Annotated in this window: 24 protein-coding genes; 13 read left to right on the top strand and 11 right to left on the bottom strand. The window is 44.0% G+C overall.

Annotated features, from left to right (window positions below):
- The 3 genes from A3IK_RS0111680 to A3IK_RS0111670 form a co-directional block, all read right to left on the bottom strand.
- Positions 1-214 (bottom strand): transposase (locus tag A3IK_RS0111680; RefSeq protein ID WP_020560166.1); only part of this gene is annotated, 214 nt, incomplete at its 3' end.
- Positions 215-247: 33 nt separating this feature from the next.
- The gene (locus A3IK_RS21900; RefSeq protein ID WP_026220939.1) at positions 248-535 is read right to left on the bottom strand and encodes an IS1-like element transposase; all 288 of its coding nucleotides are present in this window, start codon (positions 533-535) and stop codon (positions 248-250) included.
- 185 nt (positions 536-720) lie between these two features.
- Entirely contained in the window at positions 721-1,959 is a 1,239-nt protein-coding gene (locus A3IK_RS0111670) for a ChaN family lipoprotein (RefSeq protein ID WP_110690421.1), read from the bottom strand.
- 131 nt (positions 1,960-2,090) lie between these two features.
- Between A3IK_RS0111670 and A3IK_RS0111665 the strand changes: the two genes are divergently transcribed.
- From A3IK_RS0111665 to A3IK_RS0111655, 3 genes are all read left to right on the top strand, one after another.
- The gene (locus A3IK_RS0111665) at positions 2,091-2,903 is read left to right on the top strand and encodes a hypothetical protein (protein ID WP_020560163.1); all 813 of its coding nucleotides are present in this window, start codon (positions 2,091-2,093) and stop codon (positions 2,901-2,903) included.
- Positions 2,904-3,227: 324 nt separating this feature from the next.
- Positions 3,228-3,839 (top strand): ZrgA family zinc uptake protein, encoded by a 612-nt coding sequence (locus A3IK_RS0111660; RefSeq protein ID WP_020560162.1) that lies wholly within the window; start codon positions 3,228-3,230, stop codon positions 3,837-3,839.
- Between the two features lie 107 nt (positions 3,840-3,946).
- Positions 3,947-4,387, top strand: coding sequence for a hypothetical protein (locus A3IK_RS0111655; RefSeq protein ID WP_020560161.1), 441 nt, complete (start codon positions 3,947-3,949; stop codon positions 4,385-4,387).
- Position 4,388: 1 nt separating this feature from the next.
- On the opposite strand, the gene A3IK_RS0111650 is transcribed toward A3IK_RS0111655, so the two are convergent.
- The 4 genes from A3IK_RS0111650 to A3IK_RS0111635 all read right to left on the bottom strand — a co-directional run bounded on the left by A3IK_RS0111650 (position 4,389) and on the right by A3IK_RS0111635 (position 7,161).
- Complete coding sequence (locus A3IK_RS0111650; RefSeq protein ID WP_020560160.1) at positions 4,389-5,978, bottom strand: hypothetical protein; 1,590 nt, start codon at positions 5,976-5,978, stop codon at positions 4,389-4,391.
- Between the two features lie 186 nt (positions 5,979-6,164).
- Positions 6,165-6,407, bottom strand: coding sequence for a membrane protein insertion efficiency factor YidD (yidD, locus tag A3IK_RS0111645; RefSeq protein ID WP_020560159.1), 243 nt, complete (start codon positions 6,405-6,407; stop codon positions 6,165-6,167).
- Positions 6,404-6,796: a phosphoribosyl-AMP cyclohydrolase gene (gene hisI, locus A3IK_RS0111640; RefSeq protein WP_020560158.1), complete on the bottom strand. Its 393-nt coding sequence runs from the start codon at positions 6,794-6,796 to the stop codon at positions 6,404-6,406. Before hisI ends, yidD begins: the two co-directional genes overlap by 4 nt.
- The gene (locus A3IK_RS0111635) at positions 6,796-7,161 is read right to left on the bottom strand and encodes a gamma-butyrobetaine hydroxylase family protein (RefSeq protein ID WP_020560157.1); all 366 of its coding nucleotides are present in this window, start codon (positions 7,159-7,161) and stop codon (positions 6,796-6,798) included. Before A3IK_RS0111635 ends, hisI begins: the two co-directional genes overlap by 1 nt.
- Positions 7,162-7,317: 156 nt before the next feature.
- On the opposite strand from A3IK_RS0111635, the gene A3IK_RS0111630 reads away from it, so the two are divergent.
- Genes A3IK_RS0111630 through A3IK_RS0111620 form a run of 3 tightly spaced genes read left to right on the top strand, consistent with a single transcriptional unit; the run spans position 7,318 to position 9,292 of the window.
- Positions 7,318-8,349 (top strand): CDP-6-deoxy-delta-3,4-glucoseen reductase, encoded by a 1,032-nt coding sequence (locus A3IK_RS0111630; protein WP_020560156.1) that lies wholly within the window; start codon positions 7,318-7,320, stop codon positions 8,347-8,349.
- A complete protein-coding gene (locus A3IK_RS0111625) occupies positions 8,346-8,753 on the top strand; it encodes an HIT domain-containing protein (RefSeq protein WP_020560155.1) in 408 nt (135 codons plus the stop codon). The genes A3IK_RS0111630 and A3IK_RS0111625 overlap by 4 nt, the downstream gene beginning before the upstream one ends.
- Positions 8,750-9,292, top strand: a complete 543-nt coding sequence (locus A3IK_RS0111620; protein ID WP_020560154.1) for an HD domain-containing protein — start codon at positions 8,750-8,752, stop codon at positions 9,290-9,292. Before A3IK_RS0111625 ends, A3IK_RS0111620 begins: the two co-directional genes overlap by 4 nt.
- Before the next feature lie 31 nt (positions 9,293-9,323).
- Here the strand turns inward: A3IK_RS0111620 and A3IK_RS0111615 are convergent, their stop codons facing one another.
- A complete protein-coding gene (locus A3IK_RS0111615; RefSeq protein WP_020560153.1) occupies positions 9,324-10,241 on the bottom strand; it encodes a phosphoribulokinase in 918 nt (305 codons plus the stop codon).
- A 459-nt stretch (positions 10,242-10,700) separates the two neighbouring features.
- Between A3IK_RS0111615 and A3IK_RS0111610 the strand changes: the two genes are divergently transcribed.
- Positions 10,701-11,549, top strand: a complete 849-nt coding sequence (locus A3IK_RS0111610) for an ankyrin repeat domain-containing protein (RefSeq protein WP_020560152.1) — start codon at positions 10,701-10,703, stop codon at positions 11,547-11,549.
- A gap of 609 nt (positions 11,550-12,158) precedes the next feature.
- A complete protein-coding gene (locus A3IK_RS0111605) occupies positions 12,159-14,210 on the top strand; it encodes a hypothetical protein (RefSeq protein ID WP_162596650.1) in 2,052 nt (683 codons plus the stop codon).
- A 9-nt stretch (positions 14,211-14,219) separates the two neighbouring features.
- On the opposite strand, the gene A3IK_RS0111600 is transcribed toward A3IK_RS0111605, so the two are convergent.
- Both A3IK_RS0111600 and A3IK_RS0111595 read right to left on the bottom strand, forming a co-directional pair.
- Positions 14,220-15,539 carry a formylglycine-generating enzyme family protein gene (locus A3IK_RS0111600; RefSeq protein ID WP_020560150.1) on the bottom strand — a complete coding sequence of 440 codons (1,320 nt, stop codon included), beginning with the start codon at positions 15,537-15,539 and terminating at the stop codon, positions 14,220-14,222.
- Positions 15,540-15,548: 9 nt separating this feature from the next.
- On the bottom strand, positions 15,549-16,139 hold the full coding sequence (locus A3IK_RS0111595; protein WP_026220938.1) for an RNA polymerase sigma factor: 591 nt from the start codon (positions 16,137-16,139) through the stop codon (positions 15,549-15,551).
- A 659-nt stretch (positions 16,140-16,798) separates the two neighbouring features.
- Here A3IK_RS0111595 and rimO point away from each other — a divergent pair.
- Positions 16,799-18,124 (top strand): 30S ribosomal protein S12 methylthiotransferase RimO, encoded by a 1,326-nt coding sequence (gene rimO / locus A3IK_RS0111590; RefSeq protein WP_020560148.1) that lies wholly within the window; start codon positions 16,799-16,801, stop codon positions 18,122-18,124.
- 310 nt (positions 18,125-18,434) lie between these two features.
- Here rimO and A3IK_RS0111585 read toward each other — a convergent pair whose 3' ends face one another.
- Entirely contained in the window at positions 18,435-20,204 is a 1,770-nt protein-coding gene (locus A3IK_RS0111585; RefSeq protein WP_245539480.1) for a D-alanyl-D-alanine carboxypeptidase/D-alanyl-D-alanine-endopeptidase, read from the bottom strand.
- A 197-nt stretch (positions 20,205-20,401) separates the two neighbouring features.
- On the opposite strand from A3IK_RS0111585, the gene recQ reads away from it, so the two are divergent.
- From recQ to A3IK_RS19310, 4 genes are all read left to right on the top strand, one after another.
- Positions 20,402-22,543: a DNA helicase RecQ gene (gene recQ, locus A3IK_RS0111580; RefSeq protein ID WP_020560146.1), complete on the top strand. Its 2,142-nt coding sequence runs from the start codon at positions 20,402-20,404 to the stop codon at positions 22,541-22,543.
- 413 nt (positions 22,544-22,956) lie between these two features.
- Positions 22,957-23,988 carry a hypothetical protein gene (locus A3IK_RS21355; protein WP_020560145.1) on the top strand — a complete coding sequence of 344 codons (1,032 nt, stop codon included), beginning with the start codon at positions 22,957-22,959 and terminating at the stop codon, positions 23,986-23,988.
- 773 nt (positions 23,989-24,761) lie between these two features.
- The gene (locus tag A3IK_RS0111565; protein ID WP_020560143.1) at positions 24,762-25,706 is read left to right on the top strand and encodes a hypothetical protein; all 945 of its coding nucleotides are present in this window, start codon (positions 24,762-24,764) and stop codon (positions 25,704-25,706) included.
- A gap of 210 nt (positions 25,707-25,916) precedes the next feature.
- Positions 25,917-26,137 (top strand): transposase family protein (locus tag A3IK_RS19310; protein WP_020560142.1); only part of this gene is annotated, 221 nt, incomplete at its 3' end.

Raw genomic sequence — 26,137 nt, 5'->3', positions numbered from 1 at the left:
CTGTCGCTAAATTCGCCTCACGCTCACTGACCGTCTTGGCATGGGTCTGCTCTTTACGCCACTGATATAATTGGGATTCATGTAAACCCAATTGTTTGGCGGCCTTAGACATGCCAATGGTGGCTGCTAGCTTCAAGGCTTCCTCTTTATATTCACGGCTATGGCGAATATAGGGCGCTTTTTTGCGGGGTTCGGTCGTTTTGGTTGTGCTCATCAGAGTACCTCTTTTGGGGAAGAATACTCGCTTTTAGCTCTGTCTACTATTCCTGGGGTAGATCATACTGATCACCGTCCCTTTACTCACCCCCAGTACCCGTGCCGTGTCGCGCACTCCGCTGCTATTCAATGCCATGTCCACAATCGTCTCTTTGATACCCAACTCATACGCTTTATAACGATACGTTAACATGAAGCTCTTTTTCGAGCACAACTCATTCGCACAGCGATAACGAGGGACATCGTGGGCGTTATAACCCGCTTTTCTCACTTCGCTACTTCCACAGGCCGGACAAGTAATCGTTTGGGAACAGGCCATCACAGAGATTCTCACAGTCAATCACCTCTGTAGTCTACTACCTTTTTCAGATCTGACCCACTACTGGGTTTTGATCAACCCCAAAATAGTAATCTCTCATCTTAGCAAAGTGTGGCAATATCTTGAGCCGTTAACCGTCTCGTTTACGTGAGGGTTAACTGGCTAACTAGGGGTATTTGTCTGGCCTATTGAAGCTTTATCGCTAGGGTCAGGAGATGTGACTCGACTTCCCCTTTGGGGGCTAAACGATCACGTTCTAAGGTGAGCTGCAGCGTATCACCAATATTAAAGCCGGCTAGGGTGCTTAATAAGTCGCTCATAGAGCGAACCGGGATATTATTGATTTTTCTCAGTCTATCGCCAGTCATCATACCTGCCTGCGCGGCAGCCCCCGTCTGTGCTAGTCGACTGACTTGTAAACCGCGGGGATCTGGCTCAAACCAAGCCCCTAGTTTACCCGTAGGGGGAAGATTATGGGGTTGCGGACTTAGCATAAAATAATCAAATTGCCCCATGGCTATATCACCAGCACTTTGTGTCATCACAGTCGCCATTTGTTGTGTAGGAATAGTACGTGCCATATCACTAGGAATGCCCATACGATCACTAATATGTCCTACCCCAGAAAAGATCATTAAGCGATAACGCGGATTGGCTTGTAAAAAATCGACAGCATTTGCTGCCATGGTTTCATCCCAGATACGCTGTACTAAGGCAAAATTTTCAAAGCGTCCATCGCCCGCTCCGTGTGTGCCATGGCGCATAAATACTTTGCGTAATCGTTGTAAATAAGAGCTTTCAGGTGGGTTGATATGTTTAGGTAATTGAGCGCGTTCTTTATCACTCAGTGCTTCTAAGCCACCTTGCGCCACTTTTTGGGTAATTTCCACGGGCGCATTGAGGGCTAAGACGGGAATATGATTATCTTTAGCAAAAATGAGAATAGGGCGTAACATACGATAATCATAGCGCCAACGATTATAGTAACCACTGCGCTTAAGCATTTCAGTCTCATCAATACGTCCGGCTAAATAGGCATCTAATACGGGCTGAAAGGGTTGTTGAAACCATTCCACCCCAATTCCAATATTAGGATCCTGAGCCGAGAGTGCTTTAAGTAGTGCTAATTGATTGAGATGATGATCATAACGGTCATGAATTTCACCTACTAATATGACACGTTTACTCAACAGGCGTTGGACTAAGTCATTAAACGAGATGGATTGCTTGCCGATCGATGCGCCAGGCTGATAAGTTTGGAGAAACTGTAAAACTTCGGTTTGAGAGCGATGATTGAGTGTTGCTGCTGAGGCTGTGGCTATTCCTAAGCTAAAACCCATTACTATTAGAGTAATGAGGTGTTTAAACGAGTCGTGTGTTTTTAAGCCAAGGATAAATAAGCGCATGATTAAAAATGGTCTCATGTTAAGCCAAAAATAGGTTACCAATAAGGGCAAAGTGTTCGATGAGTAGTCTAATGAATTTATCCGTATCTAGGGTCATATCCCCTTATCCGCTAATACTTAAATTTGTATTAATCATGAGCCTATGGAGCATGGGATTAAAACCATCCTACGCTCAGATTGATTCACCAGCACCCCCAGCCGTGTTACACCACGATAATAAGGTTATACCGGATTTGGCACACCGGTACTTAACTATTCTCGATATGCTTACTTTACCTGCCGCTGTAGGGTCAGTCATGAGTTTCAGACTCCATCGCCAGTTCGCTACTACTAGAGACTCTTTAGCCCAGAGGGTGGTTCAAAACGACACGGATCACGTAGCTTTGCAGTTTACGCTTCCCCATCCTGCTAAGCCTTTCGTGCTCGAATACCAAAGTCAAGTTGGTTCCGCTTTTAATCCCCCCACCATAGATTACTTTAATAGTCCTGACCTCTCCTCTGCAACGATAATCATAGCGCATCAAGCTCGCCCAGAAATATTACGCGCTTGGCAAATAATGGCTTATCGCTGGCAGATTTGGCACCCAGATTGGAAAATTCAATGGGATAATCAACCCTTACCGCAGGGGGATGTGATTATTTTAGGAGGCGAAAGCGATGCCATTTCCCGACTAGTGGAGCGAACAGGGGCTTATGCTGAACTTAATCAGGTTAATGATTTATTGGGGCGAGAAAATTATGTCTGTGGCTTACATACCTTCGCGCTGACGGTGAGATTAAAACATACCCAGGTTTTAGTGCTTAGTGCCGATCATTTAGAGGGCTTGAATAGATTGCTAGCTAAATTACCGCACTATGGTGCGTATAGTTATGCTCTATTTAATAGCACCAATGGCGATAATATCGCTAAAGGTCAATGGGAAGCGTTGGATACACCATTGATCGGATTGTCACAGCCCTAGTATGGCTGCTAAGTACTTGAGCCAAAGTAATCGGCTATTTCCTCCGCAGCCGCTGTGAATACCTCCCTGTACGCTACAAGGCGGCATCCTTGCCGCCAAGACTGCTCCAGAAATACCCGATTACTTTGCTATACCTACTTACAGCAAACCTCTCTTACTGTTATAGATCCACTGATAAGGTCAGTCTATGCCGTTAAGCGTAGGGCAATTAACACTTTAAAATAAAACCCTTACACTGTATTAAACTGAGCCTAAGCTGAATCAAACTTATAAACTATTTGCCTAGGCTTCCATCCGACTTACAGTACGTGGATATACATTCTCATGAAATCCTATCTCTATATTTGGGCAATAGGCCTAATTAGTTTAAGTGCTATTAGTTTGGCTGATATAGATGCGCCCCCTTTACAGCTAGAGGCTGGGCAGGCCGAAATGGATGTAGCCTATGATATGAGTCAGGGAGACGCTGATTTAAAAGCTGCCGCAGCGTATAATCAGCCACAAGAGGGACACGGTTCTTTAAGTATTCACTTCGAGCCCTTATTAAAGGCAGCTCAATTTACTTTAGTATTACCTAGTAAAGCAATTACTGCACTTTCAAATGAGCAATTAAAACAGACCACTCAAGGTTTGGCTTTATGGTCAGATTTGTTTAAATTTTCTACAAAATCAGATTGTAAATTACAACAATATGAAGTGAAAGACTTAAGTTCAGAGATAAATACGCTCACTCAATACATAGCCGAAACCTCAATAACTTGGCTCTTTAATTGCCCTGAGTTAAAATCCGCAACCTCTATTGAGATAGGAGTATTAAAAAGCTTAGCGCCTGATTTGCATACTATGCGTATTGATTGGCTAACCCCAGATAGCCTAGGACTGCAACAAGGGACTCTACCTATGGTGATTAATCCGTATGAAACGAGCTTAAAATAAATTTTTTCAAAGGCTTAGCCTTCATCGTCCATTAAGCTCAATATTGTTAATTATTCAATCCTGAGTAACTCTGACTAGCCTAAACCTAAGTGGTGGCGTGAACTACTATGCTAAAATTATTCCCCCTTCAACAGGTCTTTGTCTTTTACTTAAAGCAAATTTTTATACTAGGCTCCATCGCCTTTGGGATGTGGTTGTTTGAGAGCTGGATGCGTACTGGAGAGTTATGGCAGGGCGATTGGCATGCCCTGTGGATTTTAACGGTTATTTTTGCAGCAATACAGCTCATTATTATTGCCACCCCCTTATTAATACTTTTTAAAAAGCTAAAGCGTGTACCGCTATTTTATACGGCGGGTTTAATTTCTGGCCCTATAGGGGTGGCCTTATTTATTTGGGTCTTTACCTATCAGCCGTTTGATCTTTATGGCTATCTAATTTGGCCTCAAAGCGAGCATATTATTGGAGCCTCATTAGGATTAGGTTTTGCACATAACCTAAGGCGCTTTTTATTACACAAACAGCCTGTGAGAGTCATGCAATCATAGCTTACAATACTTTGATTAAGGGGCGCACTTGTTCAATCCCCTGAAATAAGCGCCCTCTTATAGTCGGATCATTTACAAGCTCACTTACTCTTAGCATTTCTGGCTCATCTTCAATAATAAAATAACTAGCAGCAATTTGTGCGGCTAAGCTTTGGCGTTTTGCTTCGGTGACAGAGGGTAGGTCTTGTTCGGCTAGTTGTAATAAGTGTTGAGCACCTACACGTTGATCAAATAAGTATTGTTCATTAGCTAAGCGAATTAATAAGGGCACACGCTGCTCTGGCTTAGAGATCTTAGCAACTTGCTGCAAAACTTGTTTGAAGGCATCCGTTTCTGTCACAGTTTTTGCCGCTGGGTCGGCTTGGCTATTCACAACACCTTGGGCTGCTTTTAAGAATAAACGCTGCTCATCCTTTGCAGGTAAAGCTTGTGTAGCTGTTTTTAATTGTTGAGTTACCAGTTGGGACTTTACCAGCTCAGGTTTAGCTAATAAGGCATAGGTATACATAGCTCCCCGCTCGTAGGGTTCTGTCAGAGAGTCGATAAAGATTTTCCCCATGCCCCATTGCCCACTATTGAGTAATTGGTCTAGATAATCTTTATCCACTAAATGCTGAGCAGTAGAGCGTTTAAAACGCGGATAAGCAAGCTCTAGCTCTTCCAACTGCATTAATATTGTAAACCCGCGCCCTTGATGAGTTTTTACCAGCGGGGAGGAGCTATTTGTGGCTACCGGTGTATTATTATTCGTTACGGTTGGATTCGTCAGGGTGATAGCAGGGGCATCCGGTAGTAAGCCATTATCGAGTAATACAATAGCCTGATCGGTGGTCGAGAGTTTACCATTGCCTTGTAAGAGGGCTGGATTAATAGTCAGGGTTTGGTTTTGATTCTGGGCAGTATCTGCGGAGATAGTAGTGCTTTCGGTACTGTTTTCTGTAGGAGGATTTAAATACAAATAGCCCCAATAACCCCCTCCACCTAGTGCTGCAATACTGGCAATCATTGCTACCCAAGTAGGCCATTGCTTAGTCTCTTGCACGCCTAATTGCTTGAGGGCGGTACGACGTAATTGAATACGTTCTTTATATTCCGCTTTAGCTAGGGATTCGCGCACCTTTTGTGCTTCCTCCTGAGCTAGGCGTCTGCGTTCATCCTCGATCACCGTTTTGAGGCGTGAGGCAGTGCTATTACTATTGCTATAGCGCTGACCGATCACCCCGCATACATCACACATATCAAGGCGGTTTTTGGCTGAAGGTTGTTCATGACCACAAGCAGGGCAATGATAAACCTTTGGTGTATCTTCCTCTGCTGCTAGCTCAACAATTTGAATGGTGGGGCGAATTTCTGTGGTAACTAAGGCTGTACTAAACTTTTTTTGATAATGCTCGGCGATCTCACGTGGCACCCCCTCCAATGCCGTATTGGAGTTATTTTCAAAAATTAACGCTTCAGATAATTTGAACTCAAGCTGGGCGCTTTTTTTACCTAAAATCGTCATTAATTGCTGCACCAGATCGGCAACTTTTAATTCCGAAGTGTGACCGGTAACGACCAAATCGTATAGAGGGGTTGGTTGTTGCGACATAATCAGCCTAGTTAAATTATTTTTATTGATTGCAATATGCTGAAATTATAAGCGAAGAAACCTGCTTATTGAATTAACAACATCTTTAACGGGGACAATTATGCGCTGTGCTATAAGTGAACCCGTTTTATCTAGCTGAAATTATAAAGAGCTGGCGGGGTTTGACAATGACTAACCTACAATCGGTCAATGATGCGTATGTTTACAGGTAGAATTAGGCTCAGGAACGAGATCTATGCCTCCCTCACTCCAAGGATGACAGCGCCCAATACGCTTAATTCCTAACCAGCTCCCTTTTAAAGCGCCATGTTTCTCAATAGCCTCTTTGGTGTAATGTGAACAAGTCGGGTAAAAGCGACAATTACTCCCCAGTAATGGACTGAGCACGAGTTGATAGCCGCGAATAATGGCAATGAGTATCCGTTTCATGATGAATAAAGCTGATTCGGATCAATCAGCGGCTCACTATCAATCACCACCTGATTACCCTCGATTTTATGATAAAAACACGAACGGCGTCCGGTATGACAAGCGGGGCCAGTTTGATCGACAATGACTAAAATCGTATCGGCATCACAATCAAAACGGAGTTCTTTAAGTAATTGCACTTGTCCCGATTCTTCACCTTTGCGCCAAAACTTTTGACGGGAGCGTGACCAGTAGCATACACGTCCGGTTTGCAAAGTTTCCTCAATACTCGCCTGATTCATCCATGCCATCATGAGTACTTCATGGGTATCAAACTGTTGAGCAATAGCAGGGATTAAGCCCTCAGCATTATATTTTAGGGTGGCTATATTCGGGTTGGGGGTATTCATTAAATGATTTGTCCGGCAGTTTTACGGGTATAGCCAATGGCTACGAGCTTATCTAAGTATTGTTGCCAATAGGTAGCGTGATTCTGACCCAGATCATAGAGTAAATTCCAGTCGTATAAACCACTATCATGATTATCATCAAATACCAGCTTGACCGCATACCGACCTACTGGCTCAATCGCAATGATATTCACATTTTCCTTGCCAATCTGTAAGCGTTCTTGCCCAGGCCCATGACCGCGTACCTCGGCAGAAGGCGAAAATACCCGTAAGTACTCACAGCTTAAGGTGTGCTCTTCACCCGTAGGCCAAGTCAGGACTAATTCGCGTGAAAGCTGGTTTAAAGTAATATCGGTGGGAGTCATGGTCTACCTCATAGATAGCAAAGTACCTGCTATCATAATGATTTCAGGGCTAAAGGCTAGTGTCCTTAGGGGCAGATTGACTTTAAGGTATTTGGCAAGCGCGTGAGCTTTTGCTTAAATGGGTGCTATTCCATATTCTAAAAGGCGAATCCAAGCATGTATACCATCACGCTGCAACCGAGTGAGTTGCAATTTACCGTTGAGGAAAACGAAAATATTCTCGATGCCGGATTACGCCAAGGGATTCGACTGCCCTATAGTTGCCAAGGGGGCACCTGTGGTTCCTGTGCTGCCACCATTATCGAGGGGCAGGTAGACTATCCCTCCGAACCCTTAGGGTTAGCGCCCTATGATCAAGATCGAGGGGTGACGTTCTTATGTCAGGCAGTCGCTTTATCCGATTTAGTATTACTCAGTCCATCAGTGGGTACAGAACAAGAAATTGAAGTAAAAACGCTACCCGCTCGCGTGGAGAAAATGCGTAAGCTGTGTCATGACGTGATGGAGCTGACCCTAAAATTACCCGCATCCGAACGCTTACGTTATTATGCGGGGCAATATATTGATATTTTACTTTCTAATAATCGGCGACGTAGTTTCTCTATTGCCAATGCTCCCCATGAGGGCCAATACCTAGAGCTGCATGTGCGTCATGTCCCCGGTGGCTATTTCACCACGCATGTATTTGAACAAATGCAGGAAAAAGCCTTATTGCGGATCGAGGGGCCTTTAGGACAATTTTATTTGCATGAGGTCAACCGCCCCTTACTCATGGTAGGTGGTGGAACGGGTATTGCGCCACTAAAAGCTATGTTAGAAGACTTACGTAATCGCAGTCTTACTCCACGGATTTATTTATATTGGGGTGTGCGTTCTAAAGAAGATTTATATATTGAAGTACTCCTAAAAGACTGGGCGGCGCGTTTTCCAAATTTGATTTATATCCCCGTATTATCCGAACCACTGCCTACCGATCAATGGGAAGGACGTACTGGATGGGTGCATGAGGCGGTATTACAAGATTTTGCCGATCTAAGCCCCTTTGATGTGTATTTAAGTGGCCCCCCCCCTATGATTAATGCCGCAAAAGTAGCCTTTACCCAAAAGGGGGCGGTTCCAGAGCAAATGTATTCAGATTCTTTTGAATACGGTACGGACACGTTACGAGCGATGGCGGATAAGGTATGAGTGCATTTAGCCTACATCCCCAACTAGCCAAAGATACCGTGTGGGTCAGTGATTTAGCCTTATGCCAAGTGCTATTGATGAATGATGCGAACTACCCGTGGCTGATTTTAGTCCCACAAGTGGCGGATTTACGCGAAATTTATGAGTTAAATCCTACCCAACGCCAAACCCTCTGGGAAGAGTCAGATCGTATTAGCAAGATACTGGTGCAGCTATTTCAACCTACTAAGCTCAATATCGCAGCTTTGGGTAATATGGTTCCACAATTGCATCTGCATCATATTGCGCGTTTTACCACCGATGCCGCATGGCCTGCTCCCGTGTGGGGAAAAGTATCGGCTCAACCCTATGAGGCTACGGTATTGGAGTCGCGTTTGAGCCAATTACGTGAGGCATTAGCATGAGCCAATGGTCAATCGAAGCCTATGAAAAAGCGTGGCAATTTGCGGCGTTAGCGCATAAAGGGCAAACCTATAAAGGGCGAACCCCAGAGATTAACTACGACTATATCACCCATATCGGTATGGTGACGGCGCGGGTATTACAAGGCTTGCCCGCCACACCAGAGGCAGATGCGGATTTAGCGGTGCAGTGCGCGTTGCTGCACGACACGCTAGAAGATACTCCAACAACCTATGAGCAGTTGCTGGCTGAGTTTGGTTCAGCCGTTGCTCAAGGTGTATTAGCACTCAGTAAAAATCCTAATTTACCGCGTCCAGAACAAATGCAAGATAGCCTTGCGCGAATCGTGCAACAGCCTAAAGAGGTTTGGATAGTAAAACTAGCGGATCGTGCCGATAATTTGCAGTATGTGCCTTGGAATTGGAAGGCTGAGCGTATTAATAATTATAAACTAGAAGCACAAGTCATTTTAGATACTTTAGGTGCAGCTAACTCCATACTCGCCCAGCAATTAGCTGAGCGTATTGCGAGTTATGGCTAAGCTATATAAAAACACTCTAGGTTATTAATACTTAATAACGTTTTTTCTCTTCCATCATATTGTGAATAATAGGATCTAAGATCAGTTCCATGGCTAGGGTCATTTTTCCACCGGGAACCACAATACTATTACGGCGTGACATAAAAGAGTCATGAATCATATTAATTAAATTAGGAAAGTTAATATCCCAACGTTCTGGGCGATCAATGCGAATAACTACAAAACTTTCATCAGGTGTCGGAATATCGCGTGCAATAAAAGGATTGGAAGTATCGACTGTAGGAACGCGTTGAAAGTTAATATGAGTACGCGAAAACTGTGGCGTCAGGTGTTTAATATAATCGGGTAAACGTCGTAGAATATTATCTACGACGGCCTCTGGTGAATAGCCGCGCTCAACCCCATCACGATGAATCTTCTGAATCCATTCCAGATTAATGCTAGGTACTACACCGATGCCTAAATCAACAAATTGAGCCACATCATAGCCACCATAACGTTTATCAGCCGTATCATCTTTAATTAGGCCATGCAAGCCTTCATAAAATAGAACATCCGAGGGGCCTGCTAAATCTTCCCAAGGGGTAAATTCTCCGGTGCAAGCTAAACATTGAATACCTATTTTATCTAGTCGCTTATAATGGAATTCGGCTTCTTCTTCTGTATGTAAGTAATAACGCTTTTTTCCCTGCCCACTTTCTCCGTAAGAGCGAAACAATTGTTCTAGTGAGTGAAAATCATTGGCCTCCGGGCCAAAATGACTAAAACTTGGATTAAGCTTGGCTTTTTCTTCAAATTGAGCGCGGGTAACGCTGTGAAAACTATCACCCTCGATAATAGCAGCTTGAATATTTTCGCGTCGGAAAATCTTTTCAAAGACCCGTCTAACGAATGTCGTTCCAGCTCCGGAAGAGCCTGTTACAGCAATAATGGGATGTGGTATCGACATTATTAAAACCCTCTTAAAAACTTTAATAGATTTTTGTAAGGTTAGTTCCTGACAAAAACTTATTGGTAAACCTATTATTTTTCTAACCTAGGCTAGTGATAATTTTAAGGAATTGTAGTGGGGTTAGATATTAAACCTCATCTATTGCCTAGGTGGACAGACATTAAGTACTTGAGCCAAAGTAGTCGAGTATTTCCTCCGCAGCCGCTGTGAATACCTCCCTGTACGCTACAAGGCGGCATCCTTGCCGCCAAGACTGCTCCAGAAATACCCGATTACTTTGACATACCTACTTATAAGCACAGAGCATACACTGTCATGGACAAAAGATACCGTGATTCATCGGTCATATCGAGAGGGTGGAAAAAATTTTCATCCGCCCCGTAAAGATTCCTCAGCTCCGACGTTTAGATCAATAACACACTTGTGTAAACAAAGGTTAATAAAGGAGTAAACCCGATGAATACCAAAATATCTTCCCTAATTCGTGTCGCTATTGTCGGTACGTTGCTGATGCAAGTGGCTTCCGCAGAGATTTACCTTCCGCCTAGTCGTGATGCTTGTGGCAATTATGCGGCTAAGGCAGTTTATCAGTTCCGTTCCCAGAAGCTGGCTCGCTGTGGTCTTAAGGGAGCACGTTGGAGTAATGATGGTGCTGGACAACATCAGTGGTGTCGCACAGTGCGCCCGCAGATTACTGAAAATGAAACCAAAGCTCGTGCTACTGAATTGATGCGTTGTTTGAATCGGCAGTCTAGTATTCAGGTCAATGACCTCCCCCTGAACGCCGATGTGTTGAATAATGAGCTGGAGTCTGCTGCTAGTCGGGGAGCGCTAGAGCGCATGCAACAGCTAATTGCCGCTGGAGCTGAGGTAGAGTCGCGTCAGGGTAGGTTGATGATCTCTGCAGTTATTTCTTATAACACTAGTGTCGTACTATTCCTTAAGCGTTTTGGTATTCCACTGGCCGAGGCAGGGAGTAATCCGTTGAGCAGCTTATTGAGTTACGGGGGAAGTAATGCCAATGCGCCGAGCTACCGTATGATGGAGTTTCTGCTCCAACAGGGTATCAATCCCAATCTGCCTAATGGTGACGGCTATGTCCCGCTTAAGACGGCGATTGAGTACGGGGATCAGAAGGGGGTAACCTTACTGTTACGCTATCGGGCTAACCCGAATCTAGATGTTAATGGAACAAAGTGCAAAACCGTTATGCCGCTGGATGCCGCGATTGACCGAGGCAATCAGCAGATTATTCAACAATTGCGTAAGGCTGGTGCTCGCTCACAAGCACAATGCGGCGGCTGATACGAAGGCTTTGTTGCTGGTGAGAATTACCGGAATAGCTGTCAATTCACTTCCATCAGGCAGGGGATTGACAGCTATTCGTAATCCGTGGATCGGATTAAATCGGTCGATTCTGTTGCTTGATGGAGTGCTTAAGAATAAATAAGGGAGTACCACCTATACTTCCAACAAAATAAGAAGGCGACCATGAAGCTCTTGAACTCCAACTGTTCACGAATATAGGAAAACTATTACTTCAATTTGCGACTAGACATGTCTTTTAGTGAGTTAATCAGTGTAGATAAGATCGGTCTACCTCAAAGGTACTACAAATCTCTGTTAAGATGGTTTTTAAACGGTTATGGCTGTTCTGTGTTTCTGATAACGATGGGGTGAACGTACAGCATAAATACGCAATGTCTGCCTGTGCGAACATCTATAATCTTTAAACTATGAGTAAAAGGCATTCATAAAAACCGAAATGGTCTTGATGAACGATGCTGTATTAACTATTGGTATAACCTTTACAATATCGCAGATTAATTGTTCTGCTTGTGCTATACTTTTTTTGTTCGTGTTTCGTTCGCTTTTAAGAAAGATCTAAATACTTGTATGGTCTATGGAGGTTGTGTGATGATTATTCACTCTACTAATCGATATGAAGATAGTATGCGCACAACGGTAAAAGGGGTTCTACGCAATGAACCAAGACCAAAGTCACTGATTCAACCTATTTTTGAAGCTATATCAAATGGCATTCATGCTATTGAGGATAATCAAGAAAATGGAGTGATTAATATTCGCTGTGACTATGATGAGGATTATTTGCGCAACCATACCGTAAAAGGTGTTACTGATAACGCAACAGCCCGATCTTCTATACCTATCAAGCAAATTCGTATATCTGACAATGGCATCGGATTTAACTTTGATAATTATGAGTCCTTCCAGAATGTTAATTCATTATATAAGTTTTCTAGAGGAGGGCGCGGTAAAGGACGCTTTTCATGGCTAAAAGTTTTTAGATCGGCCCATATCGAAAGTCGCTTTAAAGATTCTGATGGATACAAAGCAAGATCTTTTGATTTCTCTGTAGAGTTTGACCCTAGGGGATTAGGCAATGAGCAACTTGTATCAAGTTTAGATACGAACACGGGAACATGTGTAACACTAGATCAACCTATAGATGATAGAGTTAAAATTAAGTTAGATGATTTTTCTCAACGCATTTTGTTGCATTTCCTGCCTCAATTTATTACAAAAACCATTCCACAAATTATTGTAGAAGATAGTTCAACTAAAATTAACCTAAATGATGAATTTAAAAATTTAATTAATTTTGAGCCAGTAATAAGTACGCAAGAGCTACAGGGTATTAAATTTATCATTAAGCATCTTCTAGTCAAAAAAATATCGAATACTCATAAACACCAACTATATCTATGTGCTAATAAAAGAGAAGTTTTAACTATTGACTTGAAAGAAACCATACCCCTTTTACCTGATAACCTTTATAAAAATAATGATGCTTATGTGTACCGTGCTATTGTTGAGTCTGACTATCTGGATCAGCATGTTAATGCAGATCGATCAGACTTTTCTCTACCAGAGGAAGATGATTGTTTTGGACTACCAAGTCTAGAAACTATCGTTAAATTGGCACAAAACATGGCATCTACTTACTTAGCTGAATGGGTAGTTCCTGAAAAAGAAAAGTCTATTCAACGTATACGAATGTTTATAAACAATGAAGCGCCACAATATCGAGGTCTTTTAAAGACTCATCTTATTGAATTAGAACGCATTAATACAAATAACTATAGTGAGTTAGAGTTAGATAAGGCGTTGTATGCGCTGAGAGCCAGAATTGAACAGGAAAATAGAGGTGAGTATAAAAATTTTACCTCTCTTTCTAAAGGTGACATAGATTTAGAAGTAGTTGAGAAAAAATATGATGCCCTATTAGAGCGTTTAGATGATTCGGCAAAAGATGGGTTAGCCTCTTATGTTGTTAATCGAAAAAAAATTATTGCAATTTTTGAGCGATTACTACAGATCAATGCTAGTGGAAAATTCCCTAAAGAAATTGACATACATCAGCTTATATTTCCTGTGCGTAAAGACTCTGATGAAGTTCCTTTCAAGGAGCATAATTTATGGCTACTTGATGAAAAACTTGTATTTCATCAGTATTTAGCCTCTGATAAGCCATTAAATCGTTATGATCCTATTAACTCAAATAGTGATGATAGGCCTGATCTTGCCATTTATCAAAATATATATGGGTTTTCTGAAACTAATACTCCTGGCATTAAACAGTCATTAACGATAGTCGAGTTTAAACGCCCTGGAAGAGATGATTATACTGCATCAGATAATCCTATTGATCAAATTATGGATTATGCAACTAAAATACGTAGTAGCCAATGCAAAGATTTTTATGGGCGCGAGCTACAAATTAGTGAAAGCGCTCCTGTCTATGGTTATATAGTATGCGATATTACTCAAAGCTTGCGTAGTATTTTAAATAAAAGAGATTTTATTCCATTTCCTGATGCAGAGGGATATTACCTCTACAATCGTAATATGAAACTATATATTGAGGTCAAAAATCTCTCTAAAATCCTGCGTGATGCAACTCAAAGACACAAATCGTTCTTTCATGAGTTGGGAGTAGACTAAGGACTAGCATTACTTGCCAGCATCTTGAGCGACCCTAAACCCATAGACATAACTTCTCTCTACTTCACTGCCAAAACTACGATAAGCAGAGCGGATACTAGGAGCCTGAGTGTCCCAGCCCCCGCCGCGCCGAACTCGTAGGGTATTAGTACTGCTGATACAAGGTTGTTTCGGTTCTTGTGATTGATAATCGGGTCGCCAGCAACTAGCTGTCCATTCCCAGACATTCCCCGCCATATCATGTAGACCAAACGGGTTAGCCGTAAATTGCCCCACAGGGGCGGTATGTGTCCAGATATCAGGGGTGCTAGTTTCAGCATAATTGGCAAAGTGGTGGTCAGGTTGATGTCCCCAGTAGAATGCTGTAATGCGCCCACTGCGAGCGGCATATTCCCATTCTTCCTCGCTGGGTAGCCGATAGCTACCACTGGTTTTGGTATTCAGCCAGTCCAGATAGTGATTCGCATCTTGCCAGCTAATGCAGACCACTGGGTGTACATTGGTTTGGGGAAAACCGGGGTTGCGCCAGTTGTGCTGGTCGCTCAGTATCCACTGTCCCGGATTGGCGGGATTGGGGATAGTGCAGCCCTGATGGTTTTGCTCAGCAATGGTCTGATAGCCAGTATCCGCTACAAAACGTTTGAATTGACCGACCGTAACCTCGTGCCGTGCTAACCGAAAGGTGGGCAGGGTGACTGTGTGGGCTGGGTATTCGCTGGCTCGACATCCGCCTAGGGTATCATCCCAGCCCGGTGTGCAGCCCATAGTATATTCCCCGCCCGGAATTTGGATCATGTCAGGTATATCACCGGGATCACCTACCTTATCCGAACTTCCAGAGGACGGGGGGCTGGTAGTTGTTGTGGGAGTAGCTGGTGTGCTGGTGCTCTCAGTACCATGGGTTATTGCTGGGGCTGGGGTCGATTCAGCCGGTGTTGTACCAGCAGGTAAGCTGGTTGCCTTATCTGTTGTGGATGGTGCCAGCGTTCCTAGTTCAGGGCTAACCAGATAATATCCGATACCAATCCCAGACCCTATCAGTAGCAGAGCAGGGATGAAGCCTCGCAGTTTGCGCCACCCTTGTTGTTTGCGTCGTTGTTGTGCCAGCTTGTGTACATGGGCATAGTAGGCGCGTGTAGCGTCTGAGTCGGGTGCTTCCGTATGCTGTAACTCGCGTCGAGCTTGTCGCCACAGCAGCACTTGCCGAGCCTGTTCTGCTAGTTGCTCGTCAGTATCATGTCTGCGTGCCAAGCGCTTGCCATTGAGCACAGCTTCCCAATCAGAATCATCAGGGTTGGATGGATGGTCATTGGTATCGTTTGGGTTCATGGTTCCAACCTAGCACAGCTCGCTCATTAGCTGTTTCAATTTCTGTTTTAGCAGTGAAATCCGTTTGGCAATAGCTCCAGCAGTACGCCCAGTTTGGGCTGCAATTTCCTGATTGCTCATACCAAGCGCATATTGGGTGTAAATCTCAATATCCTCCGTGCCAGTAGGTTGCTGCTCGATGTGATCGAATATGTGCTCAAGACAATCGGCTTCTGCATAGAAATTGCCATGATCAGGTTGCTGTAAATAGCCAGCCGCTTCGGATACCTCGACTAGGTTCCCGTCCGTATCCGGCACTAGCACACGGTTGATGCGCTGTTGGCGACGCAAGTGATCGATATACTCATTACGCACAATGGTGAACAGCCAGCCCTGACAATTATCTATCAGTGATTGGTGAGGATGTAGCAGTTTAATACAAACCTCCTGCATAACCTCTTGCTGATCCTCTAGGGAGAGCGGTTGCAGACGTGTGCTGCAGTAACGGATATAACGTTGCAAGGTATTCAGCAATGCTGCTCCACAATCACCCTGCTGATGCACAAAGGCATCTAGCATACTGCGGCATTCGTGCTGATTGGATTCGGGCAGGGTGGGCATGAAAGACGTTACTGATCTGGAATATTTTAGATAAAAGTAATTTTAACACGAGTGCAGTGAGTTTGCTGGGACAAAATCTGTTTTCAGCGGTTCTTGTAGGGGAGAATTGTACAGGGGGGATTAGTGTAGTGATAACAAAATCTAGTGTACAGCATTATTGCAAAGGGAGGTATTAAACCTGTTTGAGCACTATCTGCAAGGTGTCTTTTTTTAATGCAATGTAGACAATGCAACTTATTAGTCAAGTAATCAAAAATATTTATGCGTATTAAGCTGTCGCTCAGATTAAGCAGAATCAAGCAGTTAAGCTTTGTCAAGCCTAGCCTGTGGATAAGTCTGTGGATAACTTGCTAAAAGTATCGCTCTAAGCTTGCTGGAATCAGCTTTGTGGTAATTTTACCAAAAAATGATAATTATAAAATATTTAATAAAATCATGTATTTATAATTTAATGAAAAATCTAAAAGGTTATTTATGAGTGTCCTACAAGGATTAATAACTTATACACAACCTGTGCATAACTGTGTATAAGTGGTAGGAAGCGAGATGGGGGATGCTTGACACAAGATATTGTGGTAAGTCGGCTTTAGATAAAACAAGACTAATGAAACAGAATCCGTTATGATGCGGCGCTTGTTGATTTAGCCTCAGTTTAGTCCATGAAAACGTCTGCCCCTCGTATTGGTTTTGTTAGTCTCGGTTGCCCTAAAGCTTTAGTCGATTCAGAGCGCATTTTGACGCAAATGCGGGTAGAGGGGTATGAAATTACCGGGACTTATGATGCGGCTGATTTGGTCGTGGTGAATACCTGTGGTTTTATTGATGCAGCCGTTGAAGAGTCTCTCGATGCGATTGGCGAGGCATTGGCTGAAAATGGGCGCGTTATTGTAACCGGCTGTTTGGGGGCTGATTCGAGTAAAATTCTGAATGAGTATCCTAATGTATTAGCGGTAACTGGGCCTCATGCCTATAACGAGGTAATGAATGCCGTACATGAACATTTACCGCCCGCCCATGATCCCTATTTAGATCTTATTCCTCCTCAAGGGATTCGCTTAACCCCACGCCATTATGCTTATTTAAAGATTTCCGAGGGCTGTAATCATCGTTGCTCTTTTTGCATTATCCCTTCCTTGCGGGGCGATTTAGTCTCACGCCCTATAGGGGATGTGTTGCAAGAGGCTGAAACCTTAGTCAATGCAGGGGTGAGAGAGCTATTAGTCGTATCACAAGATACCAGTGCCTATGGTATTGATACTAAATACCGTACAGGTTTTTGGCAGGGGCGTCCGGTTAAGACCCATATTCAGCAGCTCGCTGAAGCCTTAGGGGAGATGGATGTTTGGACACGTTTGCATTATGTCTATCCCTATCCCCATGTTGATCATCTATTACCTTTAATGGCAGAAGGTAAAATTCTGCCGTATTTGGATATTCCCTTTCAGCATGCCTCACCTAGTGTATTGAAAAATATGCGTCGTCCCGCTCATGCTGAGAAAGTATTAGAGCGTGTGCATAAATGGCGTGAACTGTGCCCTGATATGACCGTGCGCAGTACCTTTATTGTGGGCTTCCCAGGTGAGACTGAGGATGATTTTGAGCAGTTACTCGACTTTCTCGAAGAGGCTCAATTAGATCGAGTGGGAGCCTTTGCCTATTCTCCAGTAGAGGGGGCGAGCGCTAATGACTTACCCAATGCCGTACCTGAAGAAGTTAAACAAGAACGCTTAGAGCGCTTTATGGAGCTGCAAGCTGAGATTAGTGCGGATAAGTTAGGCGGCCTGATTGGTAAAACCATGACGGTATTAATTGATGAAGCTGGCGATGGGCAAAGTATTGGGCGTACCTATCGTGATGCGCCTGAAATCGACGGGCAAGTGATTATTGAAAATGTTGAATTACCAATCGGTGAGTTTGCCCAAGTGCTGATTACGCATGCCGACGAGCACGATCTATGGGCTGAGGTTGCTACAGCAACCAAATAAACTAGGCTTAGTAAGCTTATCTGTTGGTTAATTGCTTTGGTCGGGGTGAGGCTGCCCAAGCTTATGACACTCTGGCACTATGAGACTCAGATGTTTCGCACCATACTCGTTTGAGTGAAGCGTGAAATATCTCCTAGCATAGCTTACTCAAGGATTGGGTTTATCTATCAGGATGATGGACGTTATGCACCAGTCCTCGACTGGTGGGGTATCGGAATCAGGAATTGCATGTTGTTACTTCTTTATGAAGTTTTTAATAAGCCGTCTTATTCTTAAGGCGGCTTATTTTTTTGTAGTCAAAATGGACTAGTTAGTGTTGAGAGGCAAAGACCCATTCCACTAATCTATCATGTGCTTTTTTGGCTTTAGCGGTGATGGATGAGTCATTGTGTAAAATAGAGATAGCATAAATTTGCCCATCCATAGATTGTAAATACCCCGCTAAGGCTCGTACATTGCGTAAAGTGCCGGTTTTAAAGCGTCCATAACCCCGTGCCGCACTGCCTTTCAAACGATTGCGTACTGTACCCTCCATACCCAGTGCAGGCATAGACTCCATTAAGGCATCGCGATAGGGGCTATTGAAGGCATTCACCAGCATTTCGCCTAAGTTACGCGCACTAATACGTTCTATGCGACTTAAACCAGCGCCATTTTCAAGACGTAGTTCGGGGAAATATAAGCCACGGCTTTCTAAATAACGTCCTGTTGCTTCAGCGCCTTTGCGTGGCGTACCGGGTGCGCCTAATTGCCGTGCTCCGACGGAGAGCATAATTTGACGCGCCATAACATTATTGCTGTCTTTATTCACGGTTTTTAGAATTTCGGATAGCGGTTGTGATTGATGGCGATAGATTAATTGTGCATGAGGTGGTACGCGACTTTCGTGGAGGCTGCCTTGTAAATTACCCCCTAACATACCGACCCATATTTTCCAAACACCACCAAAGATATTGGTATTGAGATCAGCGATTGCTTTGGTATTACGTGGTAAGGGGCAAACGCGTTGAATTTGGCCTTTTAGATTACGAAACTCATAGCAGCTACCCCGCTCATTATAGAGTAAGGCGTCAGGTTGGGCATTATAGGCAGCATTGGCTTTACCATCGAAAGCTCCTGGCGGCTCATAGGGGAGCTGGAAGTAACTACGATCCACTATGACATTACCTGCAATATGTTGCACACCTCTTGATCGTAGCGCTTGTAGCATTTCAACTAGATCATTCTCGCGAAAGTCTGGATCACCATAACCCTTTAAAATAACATCACCGCGCAGGACACCACCGGCAATATTACCGGTAACATAAAGCTCAGTAGGCCAACGATAGCCAGGGCCTAGTGTCCCTAACGCGACATAGCTGGTAACTAGCTTCATGGTAGAGGCTGGATTACTAGGACGATCTGCATTAGCAGCAATGAGTGCCGGTCCCCCGCGTACATTACGTATATAGGTACTCATACCAGACTCGTTGATACGCATACTCCGTAAGGTATTAGCAATAACATCCGGCAGGCGATTATAGTAAGCTCCACCTTTATAGGCCTGTGATTTAGGCTGTTGATAGAGAGCGGCCTGAGGTTGATACTGTTGGGCAGAGCGTTGTTGTTGAGCCAACTGTTGTTGCTGTAAGGCATATTGTCGAGCTTGTTGCTGTTGTGCTCTTTGTTGTGCTAATTGTTGTTGCTGTAAGGCACGTTGTCTAGCAGCCTGTTGTTGTTGACGTACTTGATTGAGATAGGCTTGTTCTTGGCGGCGCAACTCCGCTTCATGTTGCTGTTGTGTGCCTTGTTGTTGCTGTGCTTGGCGTTGCCGTAATTGGTTTTGCTGCCATTCACGGTTATATTGTTCGCGTGTTTTTTGTGCTACTTGTATGGGTTGAGGAGGAATGTAGGCTTCTGCAGGATAGCTTTTGATATAAGCGGATTCTGGTTCACCGTAACTAACAGGCATCGTTTGCCCATCATAGCCTGCAGTCATATCTGTTTGATATTGATTGTAGTCTTCTGCATAAACTACCCCCATGGCGCTTGTTAAAGTGAATGAAATAACAAGCCTCCTTGCCCAATGCCCTGTCAACATAAGTGTACCTACCGCTACGCAATCGATCAAAAAAAGTGTTCAAAACCCAAAGTGAGTGTTTTAAAAGCCAAGTGCCCTAGAACTCGTTTTTACAGTTAAAAATGTGCCACAACGCGATAAATGCTAGATTAATACCAAGCTAAGAATCAGTATATTCGATGCTATTCTGCCTATGATTATGATGAAGAGCGAGAGCTATGCAGCAAGCCTATCAAATATTAAAACGCATTTATGGCTTCTCAGCCTTCCGTTTCCCGCAAGCGGAGATTATTAATACGCTATTGCAGGGAGAGGATGCTTTAGTGCTGATGCCTACGGGAGGTGGGAAATCATTGTGCTATCAAATTCCTGCTTTAGTCCGTGCAGGAGTCGGAATAGTCGTATCTCCCTTGATCGCTTTAATGCAGGATCAAGTCAGTACACTACAGCAATTAGGGGTGAGGGCAGCGTTTTTAAACTCAACACTTAACCTCTCACAAGTGATTGAGATCGAACGTGCTTTAAAGACACAACAGTTAGATTTGCTCTATGTCGCTCCTGAGCGCCTGTTGATGGAGCGTACCCTAACCTTATTAGATCAATTGCAACTCGCCTTATTTGCCATTGATGAGGCGCATTGTGTATCGCAGTGGGGGCATGACTTTCGCCCGGAATATCAAAAATTATCCCAGCTAGTAGAGCGCTACCCACAAGTCCCCCGTATTGCGCTAACAGCGACAGCAGATCCACGTACCCGCCAAGAGATTATTGATCAGCTTTCTTTACAACAGGCGCGAGTCTTTGCGTCGAGTTTTGACCGCCCCAATATTCAGTATGCCATTCATGACTTACCGAATGCGAAACAAGCGTTATGGGATTTTCTCCAAAGAGAGCATCCGCATGATGCGGGCATTGTGTATTGCTTATCACGTAAGCGCGTGGAAGAGGTTGCTGCGTGGCTTAGCACCCAAGGACGTACTGCGCTGCCCTATCATGCGGGTCTAGAGGCGGAGATACGCCAACGTCATCAAGAACGCTTTTTACGTGAGGATGGCATTATTATAGTGGCTACGATTGCGTTTGGGATGGGAATCGATAAGCCGGATGTGCGTTTTGTCGCGCATTTAAATTTGCCCAAAAGTATTGAAGCCTATTATCAAGAAACTGGACGAGCAGGGCGTGATGGGGAGCCTGCCCATGCGTGGCTGGCCTATGGTTTGGGTGATGTTATTACTTTGCGCCAAATGCTGGCGGAATCCACCGCTTCCGAGCAGCATAAGCGCATAGAGCATTATCGTCTGGATGCTATGTTGGCGCTCTGCGAGATGAGTACCTGTCGGCGACAAGCCTTGCTGAGTTATTTAGGGGAAATGGGTTCCCAGCCTTGCGGTAATTGTGATAATTGCCTTAATCCACCCCAGACTTGGGATGCAACCGTGGCAGCCCAAAAAGCCTTGTCTTGCGTGTATCGTACGGGGCAACGCTTTGGGGTGAATTATTTAATTGAGGTGCTGTTAGGTAAGCGTAATGAGCGTATGGTGCAGTTTAATCATCATCAGGTAAGTACTTTTGGTATTGGTGCTGACTATACTGAATTGCAATGGCGGGGTATTTATCGCCAGCTCCTCGCTTTGGGCTATTTAAGTGTAGATTTAGAAGGACATGGCGGGCTGCAACTCACCGAATTAGCACGACCTTTATTAAAAGGGCAAACTACTTTACATCTTAAAGTTAGTATTAAACCTACTAAAAAAGCAGAAAAACCTAAACGGGAAAAATTAACTAAAACAGCTCTTTCTGCTGCCGAGGAGATAGTATGGGAAGCCTTGCGTAATCTTAGAATGCGATTGGCTCAGGAGCAAAATATTCCCCCCTTTGCAATTTTTCATGATGCTACTTTATTAGAAATGGTGAAACACCACCCGAATAGTTTAATAGAATTACATCGTATTCATGGGGTGGGAGAACATAAATTACAGCATTATGGCGATTTATTTTTAGCAGTATTACAAGCTCATCCTCGCCAGAATAGTAATAAAATAAATGCTAATGGCTTAGGTTTGAGTGATGCGATTACTGCCACTTTAACTTTGCATTATCAAGGCCATAGTCCTGAACAAATTGCTGCATTAAGAGGGTTAAAGTCGAGTACTATTTATGGACATTTAGCCGAGGCTATTACCATAGGTGTAATTAAATTAGAAGCAGTTATTTCATTACCACCAGACGAATTGAGGCATATTATTGATACTTTTGAGCTATTAGGTAGTAATAAAACATTAACCTCCATTTTTGAGGCCTTAGAGCAGCGCTATAGTTATGACGTATTAAGATGTATCCGGGCAAGCTTAGGTGGCTGAAGGTTTATATCCTAAAAATATTGGGGAAATTATAATCCTAATTAAAATCTATCTTTAATGCTATTTTTGTAACTTTAAGCATAAATATCATATGCTTACTATGATGTTATAAAATAACAGGATGAAATGTCATCCTGACCATTCTTCTTGTAAAAAACTACCCTTTATTCGTTTTATCACATTTTATCTAACGCTTATCAACCTTACGTTAAGCTTAATATCCGCACTTTCTTTAAGCTATAGGGACTGCAACAGGAATCAACAAGCTGTATCGCAGTTTTAACTACAAGGAGCTGTTGAGGGGCTTGCTCCAGAGTAAATTTCAGCGGGGTGAGTGTTTCAAAAACACCTGTTGAGAGGTCTTTGCTCCGGGATGGATGAATTCATAGGATAATTTTTCAGGGAGAAATAATATGTCATTAAGTCTAGTATCTAATTTATTAGGTGGCATTTTGGGTGGTGGTCATACCTCTAGCAGTAGCACAAATACACATCAGTCTGCATCCAACAGCAGTGCAAACGCTAATGCTAGTCAGTTCAATGCAGCTCTCAACAATGCCTATCAAGCGGGTTTGTCACAGGGCGTGCGACCCATCAATATTTACAACTATGCCGGCGGCGGTAGTGCCAATAGCGGTGCTCTCTCCTCTACGGGAGGCGGATTTGGTCTGGGTGGTCATTCTTCTCATGGACAGACTGGTTTCGGTGTTGTTCCGAATACGGTTAGTACAGGCTACTACAGCATACCAAGTAGTTATACCTATGGTAGCGGATTCGGTAGTCTGCCAGGTTTAGTGAGCAGTGGTGGTATGACTGGTGGTAGCACAGTAGGTGGTATGTCTAGTGGCGGCATGAGCAGTAGCAGCGGACAAAGCAGTCATAGTACTCATACTAGTGGTGGAGCAAGCACTACTAGTGGCAGCGGTTCTAGCTCGGCTGGTCTGGGTGGGATCATTGGTAATCTACTCGGTGGTATCACGGGTGGCAGTAGCAGCAGTGGCGGCGGTCTATTAGGTGGTGGTCTATTAGGTGGTGGTCTATTAGGTGGCGGCGGCGGCCTGTTGGGGGGTGTTGGTCAAATTGCCGGTCTTCCACTAGGACTATTTTCCAATCTAGTAGGGCATGATAGTGCAGCTAAGGCGGCTGGAAATGGCGATGTCATGGGTTGGTTAGTGAATACGTTTGACCATACCGGACATACACACGATCTAGGTGGTGCCTCTGGAAATGGTAGCTCTTCACCGTTAGCTATTGTTGGAACGATTGGACAAGAAGCAGGTGGTCTGGTTGGTTTAGACAAAATCTTTGGTAGCGCTCAGGACTATGATGCCAGAAACGGCACTAACTATTCCGCAGGTGGTTCATCAGAGTACGGAATAACAGGTGGTTTGAGTCCAGTGGGTGGGTTACTAGGTGGCTTAGGCGGTTTGCTAAATAAGATCTAGGCGGCGCTCCTAAATTATACTAGTGAAACAAAGCACCAATTAAGGTTAGCCTTTTGTCTCATCGGTATTTCATAGAGCTATTATGCCGATAATAGCTCTATTCCCGACCCCTCAGCTCATCATTCAATATCCCGATGAGTTGAGGGTGATTAAAGCGTATTATTCTTTTGAAAATCACTAGAGTTCATACCCACCTTTCTTTTAAATAAGCGTAAAAAATAAAGCATTGGCTGCCCATTTAACCGCTGGTATACCAGCTTGATAAGCTGTTCTAAAGGCAAAATAATCCATCAAAGCCTGATGTAAGCGTTGGTTTAACGGCCCTTGTATTTGTGCAGGATCTTAGGTGGCTGAGGGTTAATATTTAAAAATCCTAAAAATAGTATGGTTATTAAACCCTAATTGATACACCATATTTAATAGTATCTTTGTGATTTAATTATAAATCTCATGTACTGATAATGATTTAATAAGGTAACAGGGTGAAATGTTACCCTGACCACTCTTCTTGTAAAAACCTACCCTTTATTCGCTTTATCACATTTTAGCTAACGCTTATCAACTTCACGTTAAGCATAATGTCCACACTTTCCTTAAGCTATAGGTACTGCAGCAGGAGTTAACTAGCTGTAACGCAGTTTTAGTTACAAGGAGCTGTTGAGGGGCTTGCTCCAGAATAGATTTCAACAAAGTGAATGATTCAAAAGCACCTGTTGAAAATGTAGCCCCAAAATAAATAAGTTCGACAGAGTAGTTTTTCAAGGAGAGATAAGATGTCATTAAGTCTAGTATCAAATTTGTTAGGTGGTCTTTTAGGGGGTGGACATTCCTCTAGTAGTACAAATACACAACAGTCTTCATCTAACAGCAGCGCAAACGCTAATGCTAGTCAGTTCAATGCAGCCCTCAACAATGCCTATCAAGCGGGTTTGTCACAGGGTGTGCGACCCATCAATATTTACAACTATGCCAATGGCGGTAGTGCCAATAGCGGTGCTCTCTCCTCTACGGGCGGCGGATTTGGTCTGGGCGGTCATTCCTCTCATGGACAGACTGGTTTTGGTGTTGTCCCGAATACTGTCACTACAGGCTACTACAGCATACCGAGTAGTTATACCTATGGTAGCGGATTCGGTAGTCTGCCAGGTTTAGTGAGCAGTGGTGGTATGACTGGTGGTATGACGGGTAGTTGGCCAGGTTTTATGACTGGCGGTAGCACAGTAGGCGGCATGAGCAGTAGCAGCGGACAAAACAGTTATAGTACCTATTCTAGTGGTGGAACCGATAGCAGCATGACTGGCAGCGGGTCTGCTGGGCTGGATGGGATCCTTGGTGGTTTGCTCGGTGGTATCACTGGTGGCAGTAGCTCTAGCTCCTCTAGTGGTGGCGGTTTACTAGGTGGTAGCTCAGGTTTAGGAGGATTGCTAGGTGGGGCAGCGCAAAGTGTCCATGGTCTTGCTGAAAATTTAATTAATGCGACCGGCATAGGCTCACTATTTGCACCGATTGATGACGCTGTGATTCATCCTATTCTATGGGATCCTATTTCCATGGCTACAGGTTATGATGTCAGTAAACATCCAGAGGGTATTGCAGATGTATCCGATCCATTAGGTGTTCGCTCTGGAGCGAGTAACTCGTCCTCTTCAAGCTCATCAGGCTTACTAGGTGGTTCAGGTTTACTAGGTGGTTTAGGTGGCTTGCTAAATAAAATTTAGTCCTCTACCTAAGCAACGGTATTAGATAGCACCCTAATCTAGAATCTAATACATGAGTGAGGCAAAAGGCTAGTTAGCACGAGCTAGCCTTTTGTTTTTACAGTAGACCTCTTGCAAAAGTGATAAAAGGCACCATATAGCAGGGCAATCGCTTGAACCTTGCTATATAAATAGAGGATAAGTAAGGCTTTCACTCCGAGAGCCGTCAAGATGTCAAACACTCCTCCCGTCCCCCCTACCCAATGCCCACCTCCGGCCAATGCCGTAAGCCGTCTGATGGAACATCTGGCCAGCCTACGCGATCCGCGCCAACTCGCCAAAGTGATCTATCCGCTGCCCGAGATCCTATTACTGGGTCTAGCGGCCACCTTAGCGGGCGCAGATGATGGGGTAGAAATGGTGCGCTGGGGTCGACTGCATCTAGACTTTTT

This window comes from Thiofilum flexile DSM 14609, from assembly GCF_000380185.1.
Taxonomy (GTDB): Bacteria; Pseudomonadota; Gammaproteobacteria; order Thiotrichales; family Thiotrichaceae; genus Thiofilum; species Thiofilum flexile.
Note: the sequence above shows the minus strand (reverse complement) of the source record. Positions and strands in the feature narration are given on the sequence as shown.

Coding starts and splice junctions, on each gene's coding strand:
- A3IK_RS0111650 (WP_020560160.1), bottom strand. CDS start 5,978: ATGTCGCAACAACCAACCCCTCTATACGATTTGGTCGTTACCGGTCAC.
- A3IK_RS0111620 (WP_020560154.1), top strand. CDS start 8,750: ATGAGCCAATGGTCAATCGAAGCCTATGAAAAAGCGTGGCAATTTGCG.
- A3IK_RS0111660 (WP_020560162.1), top strand. CDS start 3,228: ATGAAATCCTATCTCTATATTTGGGCAATAGGCCTAATTAGTTTAAGT.
- A3IK_RS0111630 (WP_020560156.1), top strand. CDS start 7,318: ATGTATACCATCACGCTGCAACCGAGTGAGTTGCAATTTACCGTTGAG.
- A3IK_RS0111670 (WP_110690421.1), bottom strand. CDS start 1,959: ATGAGACCATTTTTAATCATGCGCTTATTTATCCTTGGCTTAAAAACA.
- yidD (WP_020560159.1), bottom strand. CDS start 6,407: ATGAAACGGATACTCATTGCCATTATTCGCGGCTATCAACTCGTGCTC.
- A3IK_RS0111615 (WP_020560153.1), bottom strand. CDS start 10,241: ATGTCGATACCACATCCCATTATTGCTGTAACAGGCTCTTCCGGAGCT.
- A3IK_RS0111625 (WP_020560155.1), top strand. CDS start 8,346: ATGAGTGCATTTAGCCTACATCCCCAACTAGCCAAAGATACCGTGTGG.
- A3IK_RS0111565 (WP_020560143.1), top strand. CDS start 24,762: ATGTCATTAAGTCTAGTATCAAATTTGTTAGGTGGTCTTTTAGGGGGT.
- A3IK_RS0111610 (WP_020560152.1), top strand. CDS start 10,701: ATGAATACCAAAATATCTTCCCTAATTCGTGTCGCTATTGTCGGTACG.
- recQ (WP_020560146.1), top strand. CDS start 20,402: ATGCAGCAAGCCTATCAAATATTAAAACGCATTTATGGCTTCTCAGCC.
- A3IK_RS0111635 (WP_020560157.1), bottom strand. CDS start 7,161: ATGACTCCCACCGATATTACTTTAAACCAGCTTTCACGCGAATTAGTC.
- hisI (WP_020560158.1), bottom strand. CDS start 6,796: ATGAATACCCCCAACCCGAATATAGCCACCCTAAAATATAATGCTGAG.
- A3IK_RS21900 (WP_026220939.1), bottom strand. CDS start 535: ATGGCCTGTTCCCAAACGATTACTTGTCCGGCCTGTGGAAGTAGCGAA.
- A3IK_RS0111665 (WP_020560163.1), top strand. CDS start 2,091: ATGGGATTAAAACCATCCTACGCTCAGATTGATTCACCAGCACCCCCA.
- A3IK_RS0111595 (WP_026220938.1), bottom strand. CDS start 16,139: ATGCCCACCCTGCCCGAATCCAATCAGCACGAATGCCGCAGTATGCTA.
- rimO (WP_020560148.1), top strand. CDS start 16,799: ATGAAAACGTCTGCCCCTCGTATTGGTTTTGTTAGTCTCGGTTGCCCT.
- A3IK_RS21355 (WP_020560145.1), top strand. CDS start 22,957: ATGTCATTAAGTCTAGTATCTAATTTATTAGGTGGCATTTTGGGTGGT.
- A3IK_RS0111585 (WP_245539480.1), bottom strand. CDS start 20,204: ATGTTGACAGGGCATTGGGCAAGGAGGCTTGTTATTTCATTCACTTTA.
- A3IK_RS0111655 (WP_020560161.1), top strand. CDS start 3,947: ATGCTAAAATTATTCCCCCTTCAACAGGTCTTTGTCTTTTACTTAAAG.
- A3IK_RS0111600 (WP_020560150.1), bottom strand. CDS start 15,539: ATGAACCCAAACGATACCAATGACCATCCATCCAACCCTGATGATTCT.